Genomic DNA, 15362 nt, shown 5'->3' with positions numbered 1-15362 from the left:
ATCTGCGAGGATACGCGCCATCTGACTGCAATCATTACTACGAGAGTATATTGTGACCGCTTTTTCCACGCTGAACGTTCTGCCTGAAGCCCAACTGGCTAACCTGAATGAGTTGGGCTACCTCACTATGGCCCCTGTCCAGGCCGCCGCGCTGCCGGCTATCCTTGAAGGCCGTGACGTGCGCGTGCAGGCGAAAACCGGCAGTGGAAAAACGGCTGCATTCGGGCTAGGCCTGTTACAACACATTGATGCAACCCTGTTTCAGACTCAGTCCCTGATACTCTGCCCGACGCGCGAGCTGGCCGACCAGGTCGCGGGTGAGCTGCGTCGTCTGGCGCGTTTTTTGCCTAACACTAAAATTTTAACGCTCTGCGGCGGGCAACCGTTTGGTGCGCAGCGCGATTCCCTTCAGCACGCGCCGCATATCATTGTGGCAACGCCGGGCCGTCTGCTCGATCACCTGCAAAAAGGCACCGTTTCACTCGATGCACTGCAAACGCTGGTGATGGATGAAGCTGACCGCATGCTGGATATGGGCTTCAGCGATGCGATTGACGAAGTGATCCGCTTTGCGCCAGCCACGCGTCAGACGCTGCTCTTTTCTGCCACCTGGCCTGAGGCGATTGCGGCGATCAGCGGGCGCGTGCAGAAGAACCCGCTGACCATTGAAATCGATACTGTCGATGCGTTGCCGGCGATTGAGCAGCAGTTCTTCGAGACATCGCAGCAGGGCAAAATTCCACTGCTACAAAAATTGCTGAGCCAACACCAGCCAGCGTCCTGCGTGGTGTTCTGTAATACCAAAAAAGACTGTCAGGCGGTGTGCGATGCCCTGAATGATGCCGGGCAGAGCGCATTATCGCTGCATGGTGATCTGGAACAGCGCGATCGCGATCAGACGCTGGTGCGTTTCGCTAACGGCAGCGCTCGCGTGCTGGTTGCAACGGATGTGGCGGCCCGTGGCCTGGATATTAAATCGCTTGAGCTGGTGGTGAATTTCGAACTGGCATGGGATCCGGAAGTGCATGTCCACCGCATCGGGCGTACTGCGCGTGCGGGTAACAGTGGTCTCGCCATCAGCTTCTGCGCACCTGAAGAGGCGCAGCGCGCTAATATTCTTTCGGAAATGCTGCAACTGAAACTCAACTGGGTGAATACCCCAGGTAATATCAGCATCGCTCCGCTGGCGGCGGAAATGGCCACCCTGTGCATCGACGGCGGTAAAAAGGCCAAAATGCGTCCCGGTGACGTTCTGGGGGCGTTAACAGGGGATATCGGTCTCGACGGGGCAGATATTGGCAAGATAACGGTCTACCCTGCGCATGTCTACGTAGCGGTTCGCCAGTCGGTTGCGCATAAGGCCTGGAAACAGTTGCAGGGCGGGAAGATTAAAGGGAAAACCTGCCGCGTTCGACTGCTGAAGTAAGCTTAAAACGCGTCTCAGAAACGATATCTGAGACGCTGCCAGGTTACTTGACTTCTACTACGTTCAGGCGCAGTTCATCGAATTGCGCATCCTCTTCCTCTGGCTGCCAGCCAGCAGGCTGCATCGGGATCTCTTCGCGATCAAACGCCAGATCCCCGCCATTCACCACTTCTGAACCGTGGTTAATCCCTTTGAAATCGAACAGTTCAACGTCGGCGAGGTGCGAAGGCACCACGTTCTGCATGGCGCTGAACATGGTTTCGATGCGGCCCGGATAGCGTTTATCCCAGTCACGCAGCATGTCGCCAATGACCTGACGTTGCAGGTTCGGCTGTGAGCCGCACAGATTGCACGGAATGATAGGGAAGGCTTTGGCCTGAGAGAAACGCTCAATGTCTTTCTCGCGGCAGTAGGCAAGTGGGCGGATCACGATGTGTTTGCCGTCGTCGCTCATCAGCTTCGGTGGCATTCCCTTCATTTTGCCGCCGTAGAACATATTCAGAAACAGCGTTTGCAGAATGTCGTCCCGGTGATGGCCAAGCGCAATCTTGGTGGCACCCAGTTCGGTTGCGGTGCGGTACAGAATGCCGCGACGCAAACGTGAGCAGAGCGAGCAGGTCGTTTTGCCCTCTGGGATCTTCTCTTTAACAATGCCGTAGGTATTCTCTTCTACGATTTTGTACTCAACGCCCAGGTTCTCAAGGTACTCCGGCAGGATATGCTCCGGGAAGCCAGGTTGTTTCTGATCGAGGTTAACCGCGACCAGGGAAAAGTTCACCGGTGCGCTTTGCTGTAGATTACGCAGGATCTCCAGCATGGTGTAGCTGTCTTTACCGCCCGACAGGCAGACCATGATGCGATCGCCTTCTTCAATCATGTTGAAGTCTGCAATGGCTTCGCCCACGTTACGGCGCAGTCGCTTTTGCAGTTTATTCAGGTTGTATTGTTCTTTCTTGTTAATCTCTTGATTTTGTTGCATCTATTCGTTACTCAGATCTCAAATGGGGCACAGGGTGAGGAAAACGATTTCAAAGCGTCAGCTTCGTGTTCATCTCTTCTATCCATGTAGCATAGATTTCATACACCATCTGCGCATTTACGTGCCCCATCTGGTTAGCTATAAAAGACGGGTTTGCGGCTACCGGTAAAAACCAGCATGCGAAAGTGTGTCGTGTATGGTACGGATTGCAGCGCCGAATGCCAGCACGATTTACAAATGAGCCCCACAGGAGAAGTTTGGTTAAGACTGAAGGGTTGTCTACACTTACAGCTTACGCAGTAAAAACGGAGGTGAAAATGACTGACCGTCCCGTTCATGGTGACCATCCTGATTATAATCCCAGCCCGGATAACCCGGAAAAGGATGGAAGAAAACCGAAAGATGATCCTGGCTCAGCGCCTGAATCAGGCGATAAAGATCCAGAGTAATGACCAACCGCCTTTACGAAGGCGGTTTTAACACCCATTACGGCCTCTCTACGCGCACCGCTATTCACGTTATCCTCATCAACGTCGTCTGATAACCGCTCAGAATCCATCCCTTTTTTGCCGGATGAACGGGTGAGATAAAGCACGGATTTCATTCCCGCGTACCAGCGCGTTTTACAGTTCTCCTGCTACGCTTTTGAGGGGGACAAGGGAGCGCTTCTATGAAAAATAAAGACGAGCAGACAGGATTAGTTGGGCTGGCGATTGGTGCCGCCGTTATCGGGCTGGTTTCATCCCAGAAGATCATCAACCGTGAAAGCATTGTCGATGAACTGGTAAGGCTCGGCAGGCAGAAGGGGGATGGTGTCGAAGATGAGGTCTTTTTAAAAGCGGCTGAGTTAGTGAGAAAAGGGGTATAAGCGATGGCTGACATTCGTCATGCACAGTGTCATTGTGGGGCGGTGAAATTTACGGTTGAGCTGACGGACGGCCTGAATACCGCACGTCGATGCAGCTGCTCGTTTTGCAGGATGCGTGGGGCGGTCGTGGTTTCAGCGCCTTTGACGGGCATTAAGGTGACGCAGGGCGCGGACACGCTCACAGAGTACCGTTTCAACACCGGCACGGCGCGCCATTTCTTCTGTTCGATTTGCGGTATTTACACGTTCCACCAACGACGTTCCAATCCCAATGAATATGGAGTGAATGTCGCCTGTCTGGAAAATGTCACTCCATTCGACTTCCCGGAAGTGGTGGTAATGGATGGAGTAAATCACCCTATGGATGGCGACAGCGGGGTATTTGGCTATCTCTCTTTCCGTAAAGAACAGGCGAAACAGCGATGAAAACTAGCCCGCAGATCGCTGCGGGCTAACGGGATTAGAACTGGTAAACCAGACCTAACGCTACGATGTCATCCGTACCGATGCCATTGTTTTTGTAGAATGAATCATCTTCATCCAGCAGGTTGATTTTATAATCAACATAGGTGGACATATTTTTGTTGAAATAATAGGTAGCACCGACGTCAGCATATTTCACCAGGTCTTTATCGTCCTGGCCATTGCCCAGGTCTTTACCTTTAGACTGTAAATAGGAAATGGCCGGACGCAGACCGAAATCGAACTGATATTGTGCGGTGACTTCGAAGTTCTGGGTTTTGTTTGCAATACCGCCGCCATCCTGGCTATCAGTTGAACCATAAGGGGTCATATTGCGGGTTTCGGAATACATTGCCGCCAGGTAAATATTGTTAGCGTCATATTTCAGGCCGGCAGTCCATGCATCTGCCTTATCGCCACCTGCATACTGAGATGCTGCGCCAGTGCCAGCACTAACCTGATCGTTGGTACGGTCAGATGACGCATATGCCGCGCCCGCGCTGAAGCCCATGCCAAAGTCATAGGTGGTGGAGATACCGAAGCCATCACCGTTTTGATTACGAATGTTGTTATCTGAACGGTTATTAGTGCCTTCCTGAGAGCAGCCATACTCGTCACAGTTGCTGCCTTCATTATTACCCTGATACTGCACCGCGAAGTTCAGACCCTGCACCAGACCAAAGAAGTCGGTGTTACGGTAGGTCGCCACGCCGTTTGCACGACCGGTCATAAAGTTATCGGCATAAGTATAAGAGTCGCCACCAAATTCTGGCAGCATATCGGTCCAGCCTTCAACGTCGTACAGGACGCCATAGTTGCGGCCGTAATCGAAGGAGCCGTAATCGCCCACTTTCACGCCCGCGAAGGCCAGACGCGTCCAGGACTGATTGTCAGAACCTTCGGTGTTGTTTGCCTGAATGTTATATTCCCATTGGGCGAAGCCGGTCATCATGTCGTTGATTTGGGTTTCACCTTTAAAACCCAGACGCATATAGGTTTGATCGCCATCTTTAGACGCGTCGTCAGAGAAATAATGCAGACCATCTACTTTGCCATACAGATCCAGTTTATTGCCGTCTTTATTATAAATTTCAGCTGCGTGAGCGGCTCCAGCCATTAACAAAGCGGGGATCATCAGTGCCAGTACTTTTCTTTGCATTTTGATTATTCCTTTGCAGTTATTTTTTTATTGCTTAGTGAACTTTCCGGGCTGGAAAGGTGTCCCATGCTAAATCACTCTGGCGGCGGATGAATAAAATATAATTGTTACGGGTTAAGTAAAATCTAAACTAAATGATGCGGTTGAAATAATGATAAACGTCATGAATGAATTATTATAATCAATACAAAATAAAAATTATTAATTACGCGGAAAACAAGGTAATCTCCACGCCGTTATATGCCTTTAAGATTATTTCATCCATAATTCGGTAATGGTGCCAACTTACTGATTTAGTGTATGATGGTGTTTTTGAGGTGCTCCAGTGGCTTCTGTTTCTATCAGCTGTCCCTCCTGTTCAGCTACTGAAGGCGTGGTGCGTAACGGTAAAAGTACTGCCGGACATCAGCGCTATCTCTGCTCTCACTGCCGTAAAACATGGCAGCTACAGTTCACTTACACCGCTTCTCAACCCGGTACGCATCAGAAAATCATTGATATGGCCATGAATGGCGTCGGATGTCGCGCCAGTGCACGCATTATGGGCGTTGGCCTCAACACGATTTTACGTCACTTAAAAAACTCAGACCGCAGTCGGTAACCTCACGCATACAACCGGGCAGTGACGTCATTGTTTGCGCGGAAATGGACGAACAGTGGGGTTATGTCGGCGCTAAATCACGCCAGCGCTGGTTGTTTTACGCGTATGACAGGATACGGAGGACGGTTGTGGCGCACGTATTCGGTGAACGCACGTTGTCCACGCTGGAGCGTCTTCTGGGCCTGCTGTCGGCCTTTGAGGTCGTGGTATGGATGACGGATGGCTGGCCGCTTTATGAATCACGCCTGAAGGGAGAACTGCACGTTATCAGCAAGCGATATACGCAGCGCATTGAGCGGCATAACCTGAATCTGAGGCAACATCTGGCAAGGCTGGGCAGGAAGTCACTGTCGTTCTCAAAATCGGTGGAGCTGCATGACAAAGTCATCGGGCATTATCTGAACATAAAACACTATCAGTAAGTTGGAGTCATTACCCCATAATTCACGTGAATATTGTTCAGAACATTGAGGCAATTTTCACCGATCTTCTGGATTCGCCCGGTGCACGTGCATCGGGCTTTTTTATAGCAAAAAAATGCCCGGACAAGCCGGGCATACAGGTTATTCACTGGTCGATTTTTCGGCTTTTCCTGCCAGTTGCGCCAGAAAGTCATAACGCTTCTGAAGATCCGCTGCCGCATCCTTCCATAGCTGCTCTGCTACTTCAGGCTGCTGGGCGTTCAGCCTGCGGAAACGCTGCTCCTGAAGTAAGGTTTCGGCAAGGGCGTCTGACGGCGGACGCGAATCCAGCGCCAGCGGCAATTTCCCTTCATCGGCACGGCGCGGGTCAAAGCGGTACAGTGGCCAGAAGCCGGTTGCGGTGAGCTGACGCATCTGGTCGTGGCTGAGTGCCAGATCGTAGCCATGCTCCTCACACGGACTGTAGGCGATGATCAGCGACGGGCCTGGATACGCTTCCGCTTCCTGAATGGCTTTCACCGTCTGGTTGAGCTGCGCCCCAAGCGAAATTTGCGCGACGTAGACGTGCCCATACATCATCATGCTGACGCCCAAATCTTTACGCGCCTTGCGCTTGCCGTGCTCACCAAATTTCGTGACCGCCCCCAATGGCGTTGCTTTCGAGGCCTGTCCGCCGGTGTTGGAATAACACTGAGTATCGAGCACCAGAATATTGACGTTTTCGGTCAGGCTCAGGACATGATCAAGACCACCGAAACCAATATCGTAGGCCCACCCGTCGCCGCCGATCAGCCAGATAGATTTTTCAACCAACGCGTCAGCATCAGTCAGGAGTTGTTCAGCCCCTTCAACACCCTGAAGCGCGTGGCGCAGTTCAGCAACCTGCGCACGACGAACGTCAGGTGTGGCCTCCGCATGCAGGGCATCATTCAGTTCTGCCGGGATCTTATCGGCAAACTGTGCCAGCAGACGCATTACGCGGGCGCGGTGCTGATCGACCGTCAGACGGAATCCCAGACCAAATTCTGCGTTGTCCTCGAAAAGCGAGTTTGCCCACGCCGGGCCGCGACCGTTTGCGTCGGTAGTGTACGGCGTGGACGGCAGGTTACCTCCGTAGATCGACGAGCAGCCCGTCGCGTTGGCAATCAGCATCCGGTCGCCGTAAAGCTGGGTAAGCAGTTTGATATACGGTGTTTCGCCGCAGCCGGAGCACGCCCCGGAGTACTCGAAGAGCGGGGTGATGAGCTGCGAGGTACGAATGTCAATGCGTTCCAGCTTGTTGCGATCGATTTCGGGCAGGTCGAGGAAGAAATCATAATTCACTTTCTCTTCTTCAACATGTTCAAGACGCGACATCATATTGATGGCTTTGATTGACGGGTCCTGACGATCTTTCGCCGGGCACACCTCGACGCACAGGTTACAGCCGGTACAGTCTTCCGGCGCCACCTGAAGAACATATTTCTGACCACGCATATCGCGGGATTTTACATCCAGCGAGTGCAAACTTTCCGGTGCGCCATCTAACGCTTCTGGTGACACCACTTTGGCGCGAATAGCCGAGTGTGGGCAGGCCGCCACGCAGTGGTTGCACTGGGTGCACAGCTCTTCTTTCCAGATAGGAATCGCTTCGGCAATGTTGCGTTTTTCCCAGCGGGTCGTGCCCATCGGCCAGGTGCCGTCAGGCGGAAGCGCAGAGACGGGAAGGGTGTCTCCCAGTCCGGCAAGCATCGCCGCCGTGACGGTTTTGACGAAATCCGGGGCGGCGTCAGACACCACTGGCGGCCGGTTCGGACTGCTGGCATTGACCGGCTGCAACGGCACCTCGAACAGCGATTCGCGGGCCAGCGCCAGCGCCTGCCAGTTGCGCTCAACCAGTTCCTGACCTTTGCTGCTGTAGCTTTTGGCGATCGCCCCCTGGAGTTCCATCAGCGCGCTGTCGCCCGGCAGAATATTCGTCAGGTGGAAGAACGCCATCTGCATAACCGTATTGATGCGCGCCGCCAGGCCGCATTCGCGGGCGATCTTCGCGGCGTTAATGACATACAGGCGCGCCTGTTTCTGGTTAAGCACTGCCTGCACTTCCTGGGGCAGGCGTGTCCAAACCTCGTCGGCGCTGTAAGGGGTGTTGATCAGGAAAATACCACCGGGCTTTAGGCGCTCGGCCATCTGATATTTATCAATGAACTGGAGCTGGTGACAGCCAACAAAATCCGCCTGAGAAATCAGGTATGCCGAGCGGATCGGGTGTTCGCTGACGCGCAGGTGGGAGACGGTCAGTCCGCCCGCTTTTTTGGAGTCGTAGACGAAATATCCTTGCGCATACCACGGCGTAGAGTTGCCGATAATTTTGATGTTGTTCTTGGTCGCCGAGACGCTGCCGTCGCTGCCCAGACCGTAGAACAGCGCTTCCAGTTTCGCATTCGAGGGCAGGGTGTTTTCCGGCAAAGGGAGAGAAAGGTTAGTCACGTCATCATAAATGCCGACCGTAAAGCGCGGCTTCGGTTTTGCCTCGCGCAGTTCAGCAAATACCGCAAGGACGCACTCCGGCCCGAACTCTTTTGAAGACAATCCATAACGCCCGCCAATGACGCGCGGCAGCGTTTCGCGCTCACCGCGGTTAAACGCCTCAGCCAGTGCGGTCATCACATCCAGATAAAGTGGCTCAGCCTGTGCGCCAGGTTCTTTGGTGCGGTCCAGTACTGCCACGGCACGCGCGCTGTCCGGCAGGGCTGCGAGCAGGTGTTTCGCTGAGAAGGGACGGTAGAGGCGAACTTTGAGCACGCCAACTTTTTCACCACGCGTCAGCAGCTCATCGACCACCTCTTCGCAGGTGCCGATGGCAGAGCCCATCAGGACGATCACGCGCTCGGCCTGTGGATGACCATAATATTCAAACGGCTTATATTCGCGGCCCGTCGCAGCGGCAAAATCGTCCATAGCCTGTTCAACGTGCTCATACACCGCGTTGTACCACGGGTTTGTCGCCTCGCGGGACTGGAAATAGGTATCCGGGTTCGCAGAGGTACCCCGGATCACCGGATGTTCCGGATTGAGGGCGCGAGCGCGATGCGCATCGATGTCAGCCTGCGGCAGCAGATTCAGAATGGTGTCGTCCGGCAGTGGAACGATTTTGTTGATCTCGTGGGACGTGCGAAAACCATCGAAGAAATGAATAAATGGCACTCGGCTTTTCAGCGTAGCGATATGCGTTATCAGCGCGAAGTCCTGTGCTTCCTGTACGCTGCTGGCGCAGAGCATAGCGCAGCCGGTCTGACGCACGGCCATCACGTCTGAGTGGTCGCCAAAAATAGAGAGAGCGTGAGTGGCTACGGTGCGTGCGGCAACGTGCAACACAAACGGCGTTAATTGCCCTGCCAGCTTGTAAAGCGTGGGGATCATCAACAGCAGCCCCTGAGACGACGTAAACGAGGTCGACAGGGCACCGGTCTGCAACGCACCATGCACGGTGGCAATGGCCCCGGCTTCGGACTGCATCTCAACAACCCGCGGGACATCGCCCCAGACGTTTTTTATCCCATTACCAGCCCAGGCGTCAGCCTGTTCAGCCATCGTGGAGCTGGGAGTGATGGGGTAGATGGCGATCACTTCGCTGGTACGAAACGCAACAGACGCGACTGCACCATTGCCGTCAATAGTTTGCATAGGACAACACCCTTACATTGCGCAAAAAGAGGGGTCTGTAAAACGACGACAGACCCTGAATATTATCTGTGTATTTTAGCAAAGCTCAGGTTTTACGATTTTCGCTTTTGTGTCCTTGGTATGCGCTGTATCAATGACTCGAAGGCTATTCGCGTTAAAAAATTGCGAGAAATTGTTACCAGGGCGCATAAATACGCACATCCGCTCTCGACGATGCGGCGCGTGATGCCTATTATGCATAGGTTTCGCGTTAATTATGGGGAGGAAGGTATGCGTTCAGCATTTTGGGTCGGATGTGCCGCGTTACTGTTGTCGGCATGCAGCAATGAACCAGTACAGCAGGCGACAGCGGCACACGTTACGCCGGGTATGCGAGCGGCTATGTCCAGTTCAGGTCAGGCCAACTGCGCAATGATCGGCGGTTCACTCTCCGTTGCCCGTCAGCTCGACGGCTCAGCCATCGGCATGTGCGCGTTGCCAAATGGCAAACGCTGTAGTGAGCAGTCGCTTGCCGTTGGTTCGTGCGGAAGCTACTGAGTTATTCAACTCGCTTAAACATCAATGTCTTATTGGCTGTCGCCAGCGTTAACTGGTCTTCGGTCAGGTCTACCTGTGCGCCTGTGCGTAGCATATCGGCGATGGTCTGATCCAGTTCATTTAGCTGCGGCTCGGTGCAGAGTTTCCGCGTCATTGCCAGCGTTTTGACCGTCAACTCTCCTTCGGACAGTTTACCCTGGCCGTTGAAGCCGTTGCACATTGTGCCGGAGACGACAATGTTGTTAATCAGGCTGATATTGGGTTGCGCACTGAAGCGAATTTCAGGCTGCGTTTTCCCGCCTTTGACTGCTTTGCCATCCACATTTTCAAGAACGAAACGGTGATTCTCTAACTGATCGGTCTGAACGGAGGCTTTACCAGGATTAACGCATCCAGCCAGTACAAGGCTGATTAAACTTACTGCCGCGAGCTTTTTCATTTTTCTTCTCAAACTATCAATGCTGTAAATATTTTTTCAGTGTAACCATACCCTCCTGGGTGTTAATGGGGTTTATCTGAAAGTGCGGGAAGGGACCGGGCGGCGGCGCGCCCGGTCAGCGAGTTAGTGCGATTTAAATCCAGCTGCGGCCATCAGCATTTTAAAGAGCATACTTACGCAGGCCAGCGCCAGGACGCTGCCGCCCCAGATGATGGCAAGCCACATCAAACGTTTCCATACAGGTTGTTGCATCAGTGATAACCCTCCCCATGCTGTACTTTTCCGCGAAAAACGTAATAACTCCAGAAGGTGTAGACCAGAATCACGGGAATGATCAACAGTGCACCCACTAACATAAAGCCCTGGCTTTGGGCTGGCGCAGCGGCCTGCCAGAGGGTAATGTCCGGCGGGATGATATGCGGCCAGATGCTGATCCCAAGCCCGCTAAAGCCAAGAAAAACCAGCCCTAACGTCATGATAAACGGCAGGGTATGGCTCGCAGGATCGTGCAGGCAGCGCCACTGGCACAGACTCAGGATCGCAACCAGCGCAGGAACGGGCAGCAGATAAAACAGATTCGGCAGCGTAAACCAGCGCGCAGCAATAGCTGGTTGGGCGAGAGGGGTCCAGATACTGATTACTGCAATGAATACCAGAAGCAGGAGCAGAAGCACTTTCGATACCTGACGCATCCGCTTTTGCAGGGCATTTTCGCTTTTCATTACCAGCCACGTTGAACCTAGCAGCGCGTAAGCCACTACAAGACCCGCACCGCAGAAAAAATTGAACGCGGTAAACCAGTCAAACGGACCACCGCTGTAAGCTCGACCGGTGACGCTGAACCCCTGGATGACCGCACCGACGGTGATGCCCTGGCTGAAGGTCGCCACAATTGACCCGCCAATAAAGGCCTTATCCCAGAACGGGCGGTGCGCCGGAGTGGCCTTGAAGCGAAATTCGAAGGCGACCCCACGAAATATAAGCCCGATCAGCATTATTGTCAGTGGAATGGTTAGCGCGTCGATGATAACCGCATAGGCGAGAGGAAAGGCGCCAAACAGGGCCGCACCGCCAAGCACCAGCCAGGTTTCGTTGCCATCCCAGACGGGAGCCACACTGTTGACCATCACGTCGCGGTCGTCCGCATTCGGCGTTGCCGGAAACAGGATGCCTATCCCCAGATCAAAACCGTCCATCACGATATACATCAACGTGGCGAAAACGATAATCACGAACCAGATAATGGAAAGATCGATACCCATTACGGTTACTCCTTAAATTCAGTGGTGACGGCAGAAAGCGGACGAGCAGGGCGGCCATCGGATTCAGTCGCGAAGGATTCATGGGGCTGCGGCCCTTTTTTAATCAGACGCACCATATAGCTGTAACCCACGCCGAATACCGCGGTATAAACCACGAAGAAGGCCAGCAAACTGACGCTCATGTGCAGATCGCCATGCGCGGAAACCGCATCCTTCGTACGCTGTAGTCCATAGACGACCCACGGCTGGCGGCCGACCTCCGTTGTTACCCATCCGGCGAGGATCGCGATCAGCCCGGACGGTCCCATCAGCAGGGCAAACCACAGGAAGGAACGTGATGTATAAAGGCGCTGTTTGTAACGCAGCCAGATTGCCGTCACGCCCAGGAGCAGCATCAACATCCCCAGGCCGGCCATGATGCGGAAAGACCAGAAGACAATGGTGGCGTTCGGGCGATCTTCTTTTGGGAACTCCTTCAATGCCGGAACCTGTTTATCGAGACTGTGGGTCAGGATCAGGCTGCCGAGAGCGGGAATTTCCAGGCCAAAACGGGTCCGTTCCTGCTCCATATCCGGCCAGCCAAACAGCAGCAGTGGAGTAGGCTCACCCGGCGGATTCTCCCAGTGACCTTCGATGGCGGCTATTTTCGCTGGCTGGTGTTTTAAGGTATTAAGCCCGTGCATATCCCCCACCAGCGCCTGGACTGGGGCCACGATTAACGTCATCCACAACGCCATGGAGAACATAGTGCGAATAGCGGGGGTATTGTTTCCGCGCAGCAAATGCCAGGCCGCGGAGGCACCAACAAACAGTGCGCTGCTGAGAAATGCCGCTATCGACATGTGCAGCAGGCGGTAAGGGAAGGAGGGGTTAAACACCACGGCAAACCAGTCCACCGGAACGACCTGACCGTTGATGATTTCATACCCTTGCGGTGTCTGCATCCAGCTGTTTGACGAGAGGATCCAGAACGTAGACATGAGGGTCCCCAGTGCGACCATGCAGGTCGAAAAGAAGTGCAGCCCCGGCCCGACCTTATTCCAGCCAAACAACATCACCCCGAGGAACCCCGCCTCAAGGAAGAACGCGGTAAGCACTTCATAGGTCAGCAGGGGGCCGGTAATACTGCCCGCGAACTGCGAAAACCCGCTCCAGTTGGTGCCAAACTGATAAGCCATCACCAGGCCGGAGACCACGCCCATCCCAAAGTTGACGGCGAAGATCTTTGACCAGAAATGGTACAGCGATCGCCAGACGGGATTTTTTGTTCTCAGCCACAGCCCTTCCAGCACGGCGAGATAGCTCGCCAGGCCAATGGTTATCGCCGGAAAAATAATATGAAAGGATACGGTAAAGGCGAACTGTATTCGCGCAAGATGAAACGCATCTGGACCAAACATGCATTGCCTCAATGTTAAACGGTGTACTGTTATGATAAAGAGGGGGGGAATGAGATATCAGAAGCAGAAATTGATAATTTATCTATAACAGTTGTGTGAAAAGGTGAACTTCATCTGGCTGATATAGCTAACAAGTAAGAATAAAAAATTTCTTTTTATGATTATTACGCATTAAACAGCTTGCTTTGTCGCCAGCAACATGCGTTAATGGATTTCTGGTTTTGAATCCAAATAAATATCTGACGTAGTTTTATAAAGCAGTTCTCATCACGTTGTGCCTCTCCGCAGCCTCTCTTGGGTCTTTATCTACATTCCGATTAGTTTTGTATCGAACCATTTTTTGCCTGATCGGCTCATGAGTAATTTACGTTTTTACGTTTACAGGAGAATCCTATGACTTCTTATATCCATTTCCGCTGCCCATGCTGTCATGGCTCGCAGTACCGCACCTCAGCTTTTGATGTGTCTGACAAAAATCCGTTCGGCGCGAAATGCATTTTCTGCAAATCGCCAATGATCACGCTCGACCACCTGGCCGCAGCGCGTTCGGCTCAGAATCACATTACTGAGTACCGCAAGTAATCTGCCGCGTTTCCCATAACAGTTAGCAAAATCTTCTCTTTTTCTCCTGCTGATATACACTGACAGCAATAAGGAGAATCTGATGAAAAAATACCAGCGTCTGGCGCAACAACTTATCTCGCAGATTGAGCTTGGCGTATGGTTGCCGGGCGATAAGCTGCCTTCTCTGCGAGAGCAGGTGGCAAGCAGCGGCATGAGTTTTATGACCGTGGGCCACGCGTATCAGATGCTGGAAAGTCAGGGGCGCATTGTTGCCAGACCGCAGTCAGGCTATTACGTTGCCGCGCGCCCGACCACACACCAGCCTGCACCGCCCGCGCAGGTGATGCGCGATGAAGTGGTCGACATCAACACCTATATCTTCGACGTGCTACAGGCCAGCCGCGACCCCTCCGTTGTCCCTTTTGCCTCGGCGTTTCCCGATCCGCGCCTTTTCCCGCTTCAGCAACTCAACCGATCGCTGGCTAACGTCAGCAAAACGGCTACCGCCATGAGCGTGATCGAAAACCTGCCGCCGGGTAACGTCGACTTACGTCATGCCATTGCCCGTCGCTACGCTCAGCAGGGAATGAATATCTCCCCGGATGAAATTGTGATCACCGCGGGCGCGCTTGAGGCGCTCAACCTCAGTTTGCAGGCTGTGACTGAACCAGGGGACTGGGTTATCGTTGAAAATCCCTGTTTTTATGGCGCACTCCAGGCGCTTGAACGTCTGAAACTGAAAGCGCTGTCGGTTGCCACTGACGTGCGTGAGGGCATCGATCTCAGTGCCCTTGAGCAGGCGTTAAAAGATTATCCGGTGAAAGCCTGCTGGCTGATGACCAACAGTCAGAACCCGCTCGGCTTCACGCTGAGTGCAGAGAAGAAAGCTCAGCTGGTGGCGTTATTAACCCGGCATAACGTCACGCTGATTGAAGACGATGTTTACAGCGAACTCTACTTTGGCCGCGAAAAGCCGCTTCCGGCAAAGGCCTGGGATAAGCAGGATATGACGTTGCACTGCTCCTCATTCTCCAAGTGTCTGGTGGCTGGTTTTCGTATTGGCTGGGTGGCGGCGGGAAAACATGCGCGCCGTATTCAGCAGTTGCAGCTGATGAGTACGTTATCCACCAGTTCTCCCATGCAGCTGGCGCTGGTGGATTACCTGGCGACCAAACGTTACGACGCCCACCTTCGCCGCCTGCGACGCACGCTTGCTGAACGCAAACAGCAGGCCTGGCAATCGCTTTTGCGCCATATGCCTGCCGGCGTCAAAATCCATCATAACGACAGCGGCTACTTTTTATGGCTGGAACTGCCTGAACAGCTGGATGCGGGGCGGTTGAGTGAGAAGGCGTTAACCCATCAAATCAGCATTGCGCCCGGCAAGATGTTTTCCACCTCCAATATCTGGACACCGTTTTTCCGTTTCAATACCTCATGGGGATGGGGCGAGCGGGAAGAGCAGGCGGTCGTCCAGCTGGCGGGGGTAATCCGCGAAATGATGCTGCACCCAGTCACACCTTGATGAAAATTCCTGAAGCGACATGACGCGCGGTCTACCTTTAGTAAGGGAGTGC

The 15362-nt window shown here is 53.5% G+C and carries 15 protein-coding genes and 1 pseudogene; 8 read left to right on the top strand and 8 right to left on the bottom strand.

The annotated features are described in order from the left end of the window. Positions 1–52 precede the first annotated feature (52 nt). A complete protein-coding gene (gene dbpA, locus O1724_RS12440) occupies positions 53–1426 on the top strand; it encodes an ATP-dependent RNA helicase DbpA (RefSeq protein WP_126296831.1) in 1374 nt (457 codons plus the stop codon). Positions 1427–1469: 43 nt separating this feature from the next. Here the strand turns inward: dbpA and ttcA are convergent, their stop codons facing one another. Together ttcA and O1724_RS12430 are read right to left on the bottom strand one after the other, a co-directional pair. Next, positions 1470–2405, bottom strand: coding sequence for a tRNA 2-thiocytidine(32) synthetase TtcA (gene ttcA / locus O1724_RS12435; RefSeq protein WP_001186974.1), 936 nt, complete (start codon positions 2403–2405; stop codon positions 1470–1472). A 49-nt stretch (positions 2406–2454) separates the two neighbouring features. Continuing rightward, a pseudogene (locus tag O1724_RS12430) lies at positions 2455–2652 on the bottom strand (tyrosine-type recombinase/integrase); the annotation flags it as partial. A 70-nt stretch (positions 2653–2722) separates the two neighbouring features. On the opposite strand from O1724_RS12430, the gene O1724_RS12425 reads away from it, so the two are divergent. The 3 genes from O1724_RS12425 (at position 2723) to O1724_RS12415 (ending at position 3699) form a co-directional block, all read left to right on the top strand. Beyond that, entirely contained in the window at positions 2723–2854 is a 132-nt protein-coding gene (locus tag O1724_RS12425) for a hypothetical protein (protein ID WP_255301129.1), read from the top strand. A gap of 221 nt (positions 2855–3075) precedes the next feature. Further along, the gene (locus tag O1724_RS12420; RefSeq protein WP_003856931.1) at positions 3076–3273 is read left to right on the top strand and encodes a hypothetical protein; all 198 of its coding nucleotides are present in this window, start codon (positions 3076–3078) and stop codon (positions 3271–3273) included. Between the two features lie 3 nt (positions 3274–3276). Beyond that, on the top strand, positions 3277–3699 hold the full coding sequence (locus O1724_RS12415; RefSeq protein ID WP_032648425.1) for a GFA family protein: 423 nt from the start codon (positions 3277–3279) through the stop codon (positions 3697–3699). Positions 3700–3733: 34 nt separating this feature from the next. Here the strand turns inward: O1724_RS12415 and ompC are convergent, their stop codons facing one another. Continuing rightward, positions 3734–4894: a porin OmpC gene (gene ompC / locus O1724_RS12410; RefSeq protein WP_003856933.1), complete on the bottom strand. Its 1161-nt coding sequence runs from the start codon at positions 4892–4894 to the stop codon at positions 3734–3736. Positions 4895–5219: 325 nt separating this feature from the next. Here ompC and O1724_RS12405 point away from each other — a divergent pair. After that, positions 5220–5917, top strand: a protein-coding gene (locus O1724_RS12405) for an IS1 family transposase (protein WP_223433957.1) whose coding sequence is annotated in 2 segments (ribosomal slippage) — positions 5220–5469 and positions 5469–5917 — 699 coding nt in all. Because the reading frame shifts where the segments join, the coding sequence is not laid out codon by codon here. Between the two features lie 141 nt (positions 5918–6058). On the opposite strand, the gene nifJ is transcribed toward O1724_RS12405, so the two are convergent. Next, entirely contained in the window at positions 6059–9583 is a 3525-nt protein-coding gene (gene nifJ / locus O1724_RS12400; protein ID WP_126296829.1) for a pyruvate:ferredoxin (flavodoxin) oxidoreductase, read from the bottom strand. A gap of 270 nt (positions 9584–9853) precedes the next feature. Between nifJ and O1724_RS12395 the strand changes: the two genes are divergently transcribed. Continuing rightward, positions 9854–10120: a putative hemolysin gene (locus tag O1724_RS12395; protein WP_003856935.1), complete on the top strand. Its 267-nt coding sequence runs from the start codon at positions 9854–9856 to the stop codon at positions 10118–10120. Between the two features lies 1 nt (position 10121). Here the strand turns inward: O1724_RS12395 and hslJ are convergent, their stop codons facing one another. The 4 genes from hslJ to O1724_RS12375 all read right to left on the bottom strand — a co-directional run bounded on the left by hslJ (position 10122) and on the right by O1724_RS12375 (position 13221). After that, entirely contained in the window at positions 10122–10559 is a 438-nt protein-coding gene (gene hslJ / locus O1724_RS12390) for a heat shock protein HslJ (RefSeq protein WP_023314216.1), read from the bottom strand. Between the two features lie 123 nt (positions 10560–10682). Then, positions 10683–10811: a DUF2474 domain-containing protein gene (locus O1724_RS12385; protein WP_017693358.1), complete on the bottom strand. Its 129-nt coding sequence runs from the start codon at positions 10809–10811 to the stop codon at positions 10683–10685. Beyond that, positions 10811–11821, bottom strand: coding sequence for a cytochrome d ubiquinol oxidase subunit II (cydB, locus tag O1724_RS12380; protein WP_022651249.1), 1011 nt, complete (start codon positions 11819–11821; stop codon positions 10811–10813). Before cydB ends, O1724_RS12385 begins: the two co-directional genes overlap by 1 nt. Positions 11822–11826: 5 nt before the next feature. Next, the gene (locus O1724_RS12375) at positions 11827–13221 is read right to left on the bottom strand and encodes a cytochrome ubiquinol oxidase subunit I (RefSeq protein WP_045333086.1); all 1395 of its coding nucleotides are present in this window, start codon (positions 13219–13221) and stop codon (positions 11827–11829) included. A 393-nt stretch (positions 13222–13614) separates the two neighbouring features. Between O1724_RS12375 and ymcF the strand changes: the two genes are divergently transcribed. Next, positions 13615–13803: a cold shock small protein YmcF gene (gene ymcF / locus O1724_RS12370; RefSeq protein WP_003856945.1), complete on the top strand. Its 189-nt coding sequence runs from the start codon at positions 13615–13617 to the stop codon at positions 13801–13803. Positions 13804–13885: 82 nt separating this feature from the next. Further along, the gene (locus O1724_RS12365; RefSeq protein WP_126296828.1) at positions 13886–15310 is read left to right on the top strand and encodes an aminotransferase-like domain-containing protein; all 1425 of its coding nucleotides are present in this window, start codon (positions 13886–13888) and stop codon (positions 15308–15310) included. The last annotated feature ends 52 nt before the right edge of the window (positions 15311–15362 follow it).

This window comes from Enterobacter cloacae complex sp. HYC074_NIDB (assembly GCF_056673345.1).
Note: the sequence above shows the minus strand (reverse complement) of the source record. Positions and strands in the feature narration are given on the sequence as shown.

Bases quoted from the DNA above. Each gene is read 5' to 3' on its own strand.
- O1724_RS12425 (WP_255301129.1), top strand. From the start codon at position 2,723: ATGACTGACCGTCCCGTTCATGGTGACCATCCTGATTATAATCCCAGC.
- ttcA (WP_001186974.1), bottom strand. From the start codon at position 2,405: ATGCAACAAAATCAAGAGATTAACAAGAAAGAACAATACAACCTGAAT.
- O1724_RS12415 (WP_032648425.1), top strand. From the start codon at position 3,277: ATGGCTGACATTCGTCATGCACAGTGTCATTGTGGGGCGGTGAAATTT.
- O1724_RS12420 (WP_003856931.1), top strand. From the start codon at position 3,076: ATGAAAAATAAAGACGAGCAGACAGGATTAGTTGGGCTGGCGATTGGT.
- ymcF (WP_003856945.1), top strand. From the start codon at position 13,615: ATGACTTCTTATATCCATTTCCGCTGCCCATGCTGTCATGGCTCGCAG.
- O1724_RS12395 (WP_003856935.1), top strand. From the start codon at position 9,854: ATGCGTTCAGCATTTTGGGTCGGATGTGCCGCGTTACTGTTGTCGGCA.
- O1724_RS12385 (WP_017693358.1), bottom strand. From the start codon at position 10,811: ATGCAACAACCTGTATGGAAACGTTTGATGTGGCTTGCCATCATCTGG.
- ompC (WP_003856933.1), bottom strand. From the start codon at position 4,894: ATGCAAAGAAAAGTACTGGCACTGATGATCCCCGCTTTGTTAATGGCT.
- O1724_RS12365 (WP_126296828.1), top strand. From the start codon at position 13,886: ATGAAAAAATACCAGCGTCTGGCGCAACAACTTATCTCGCAGATTGAG.
- cydB (WP_022651249.1), bottom strand. From the start codon at position 11,821: ATGGGTATCGATCTTTCCATTATCTGGTTCGTGATTATCGTTTTCGCC.
- hslJ (WP_023314216.1), bottom strand. From the start codon at position 10,559: ATGAAAAAGCTCGCGGCAGTAAGTTTAATCAGCCTTGTACTGGCTGGA.
- nifJ (WP_126296829.1), bottom strand. From the start codon at position 9,583: ATGCAAACTATTGACGGCAATGGTGCAGTCGCGTCTGTTGCGTTTCGT.
- O1724_RS12375 (WP_045333086.1), bottom strand. From the start codon at position 13,221: ATGTTTGGTCCAGATGCGTTTCATCTTGCGCGAATACAGTTCGCCTTT.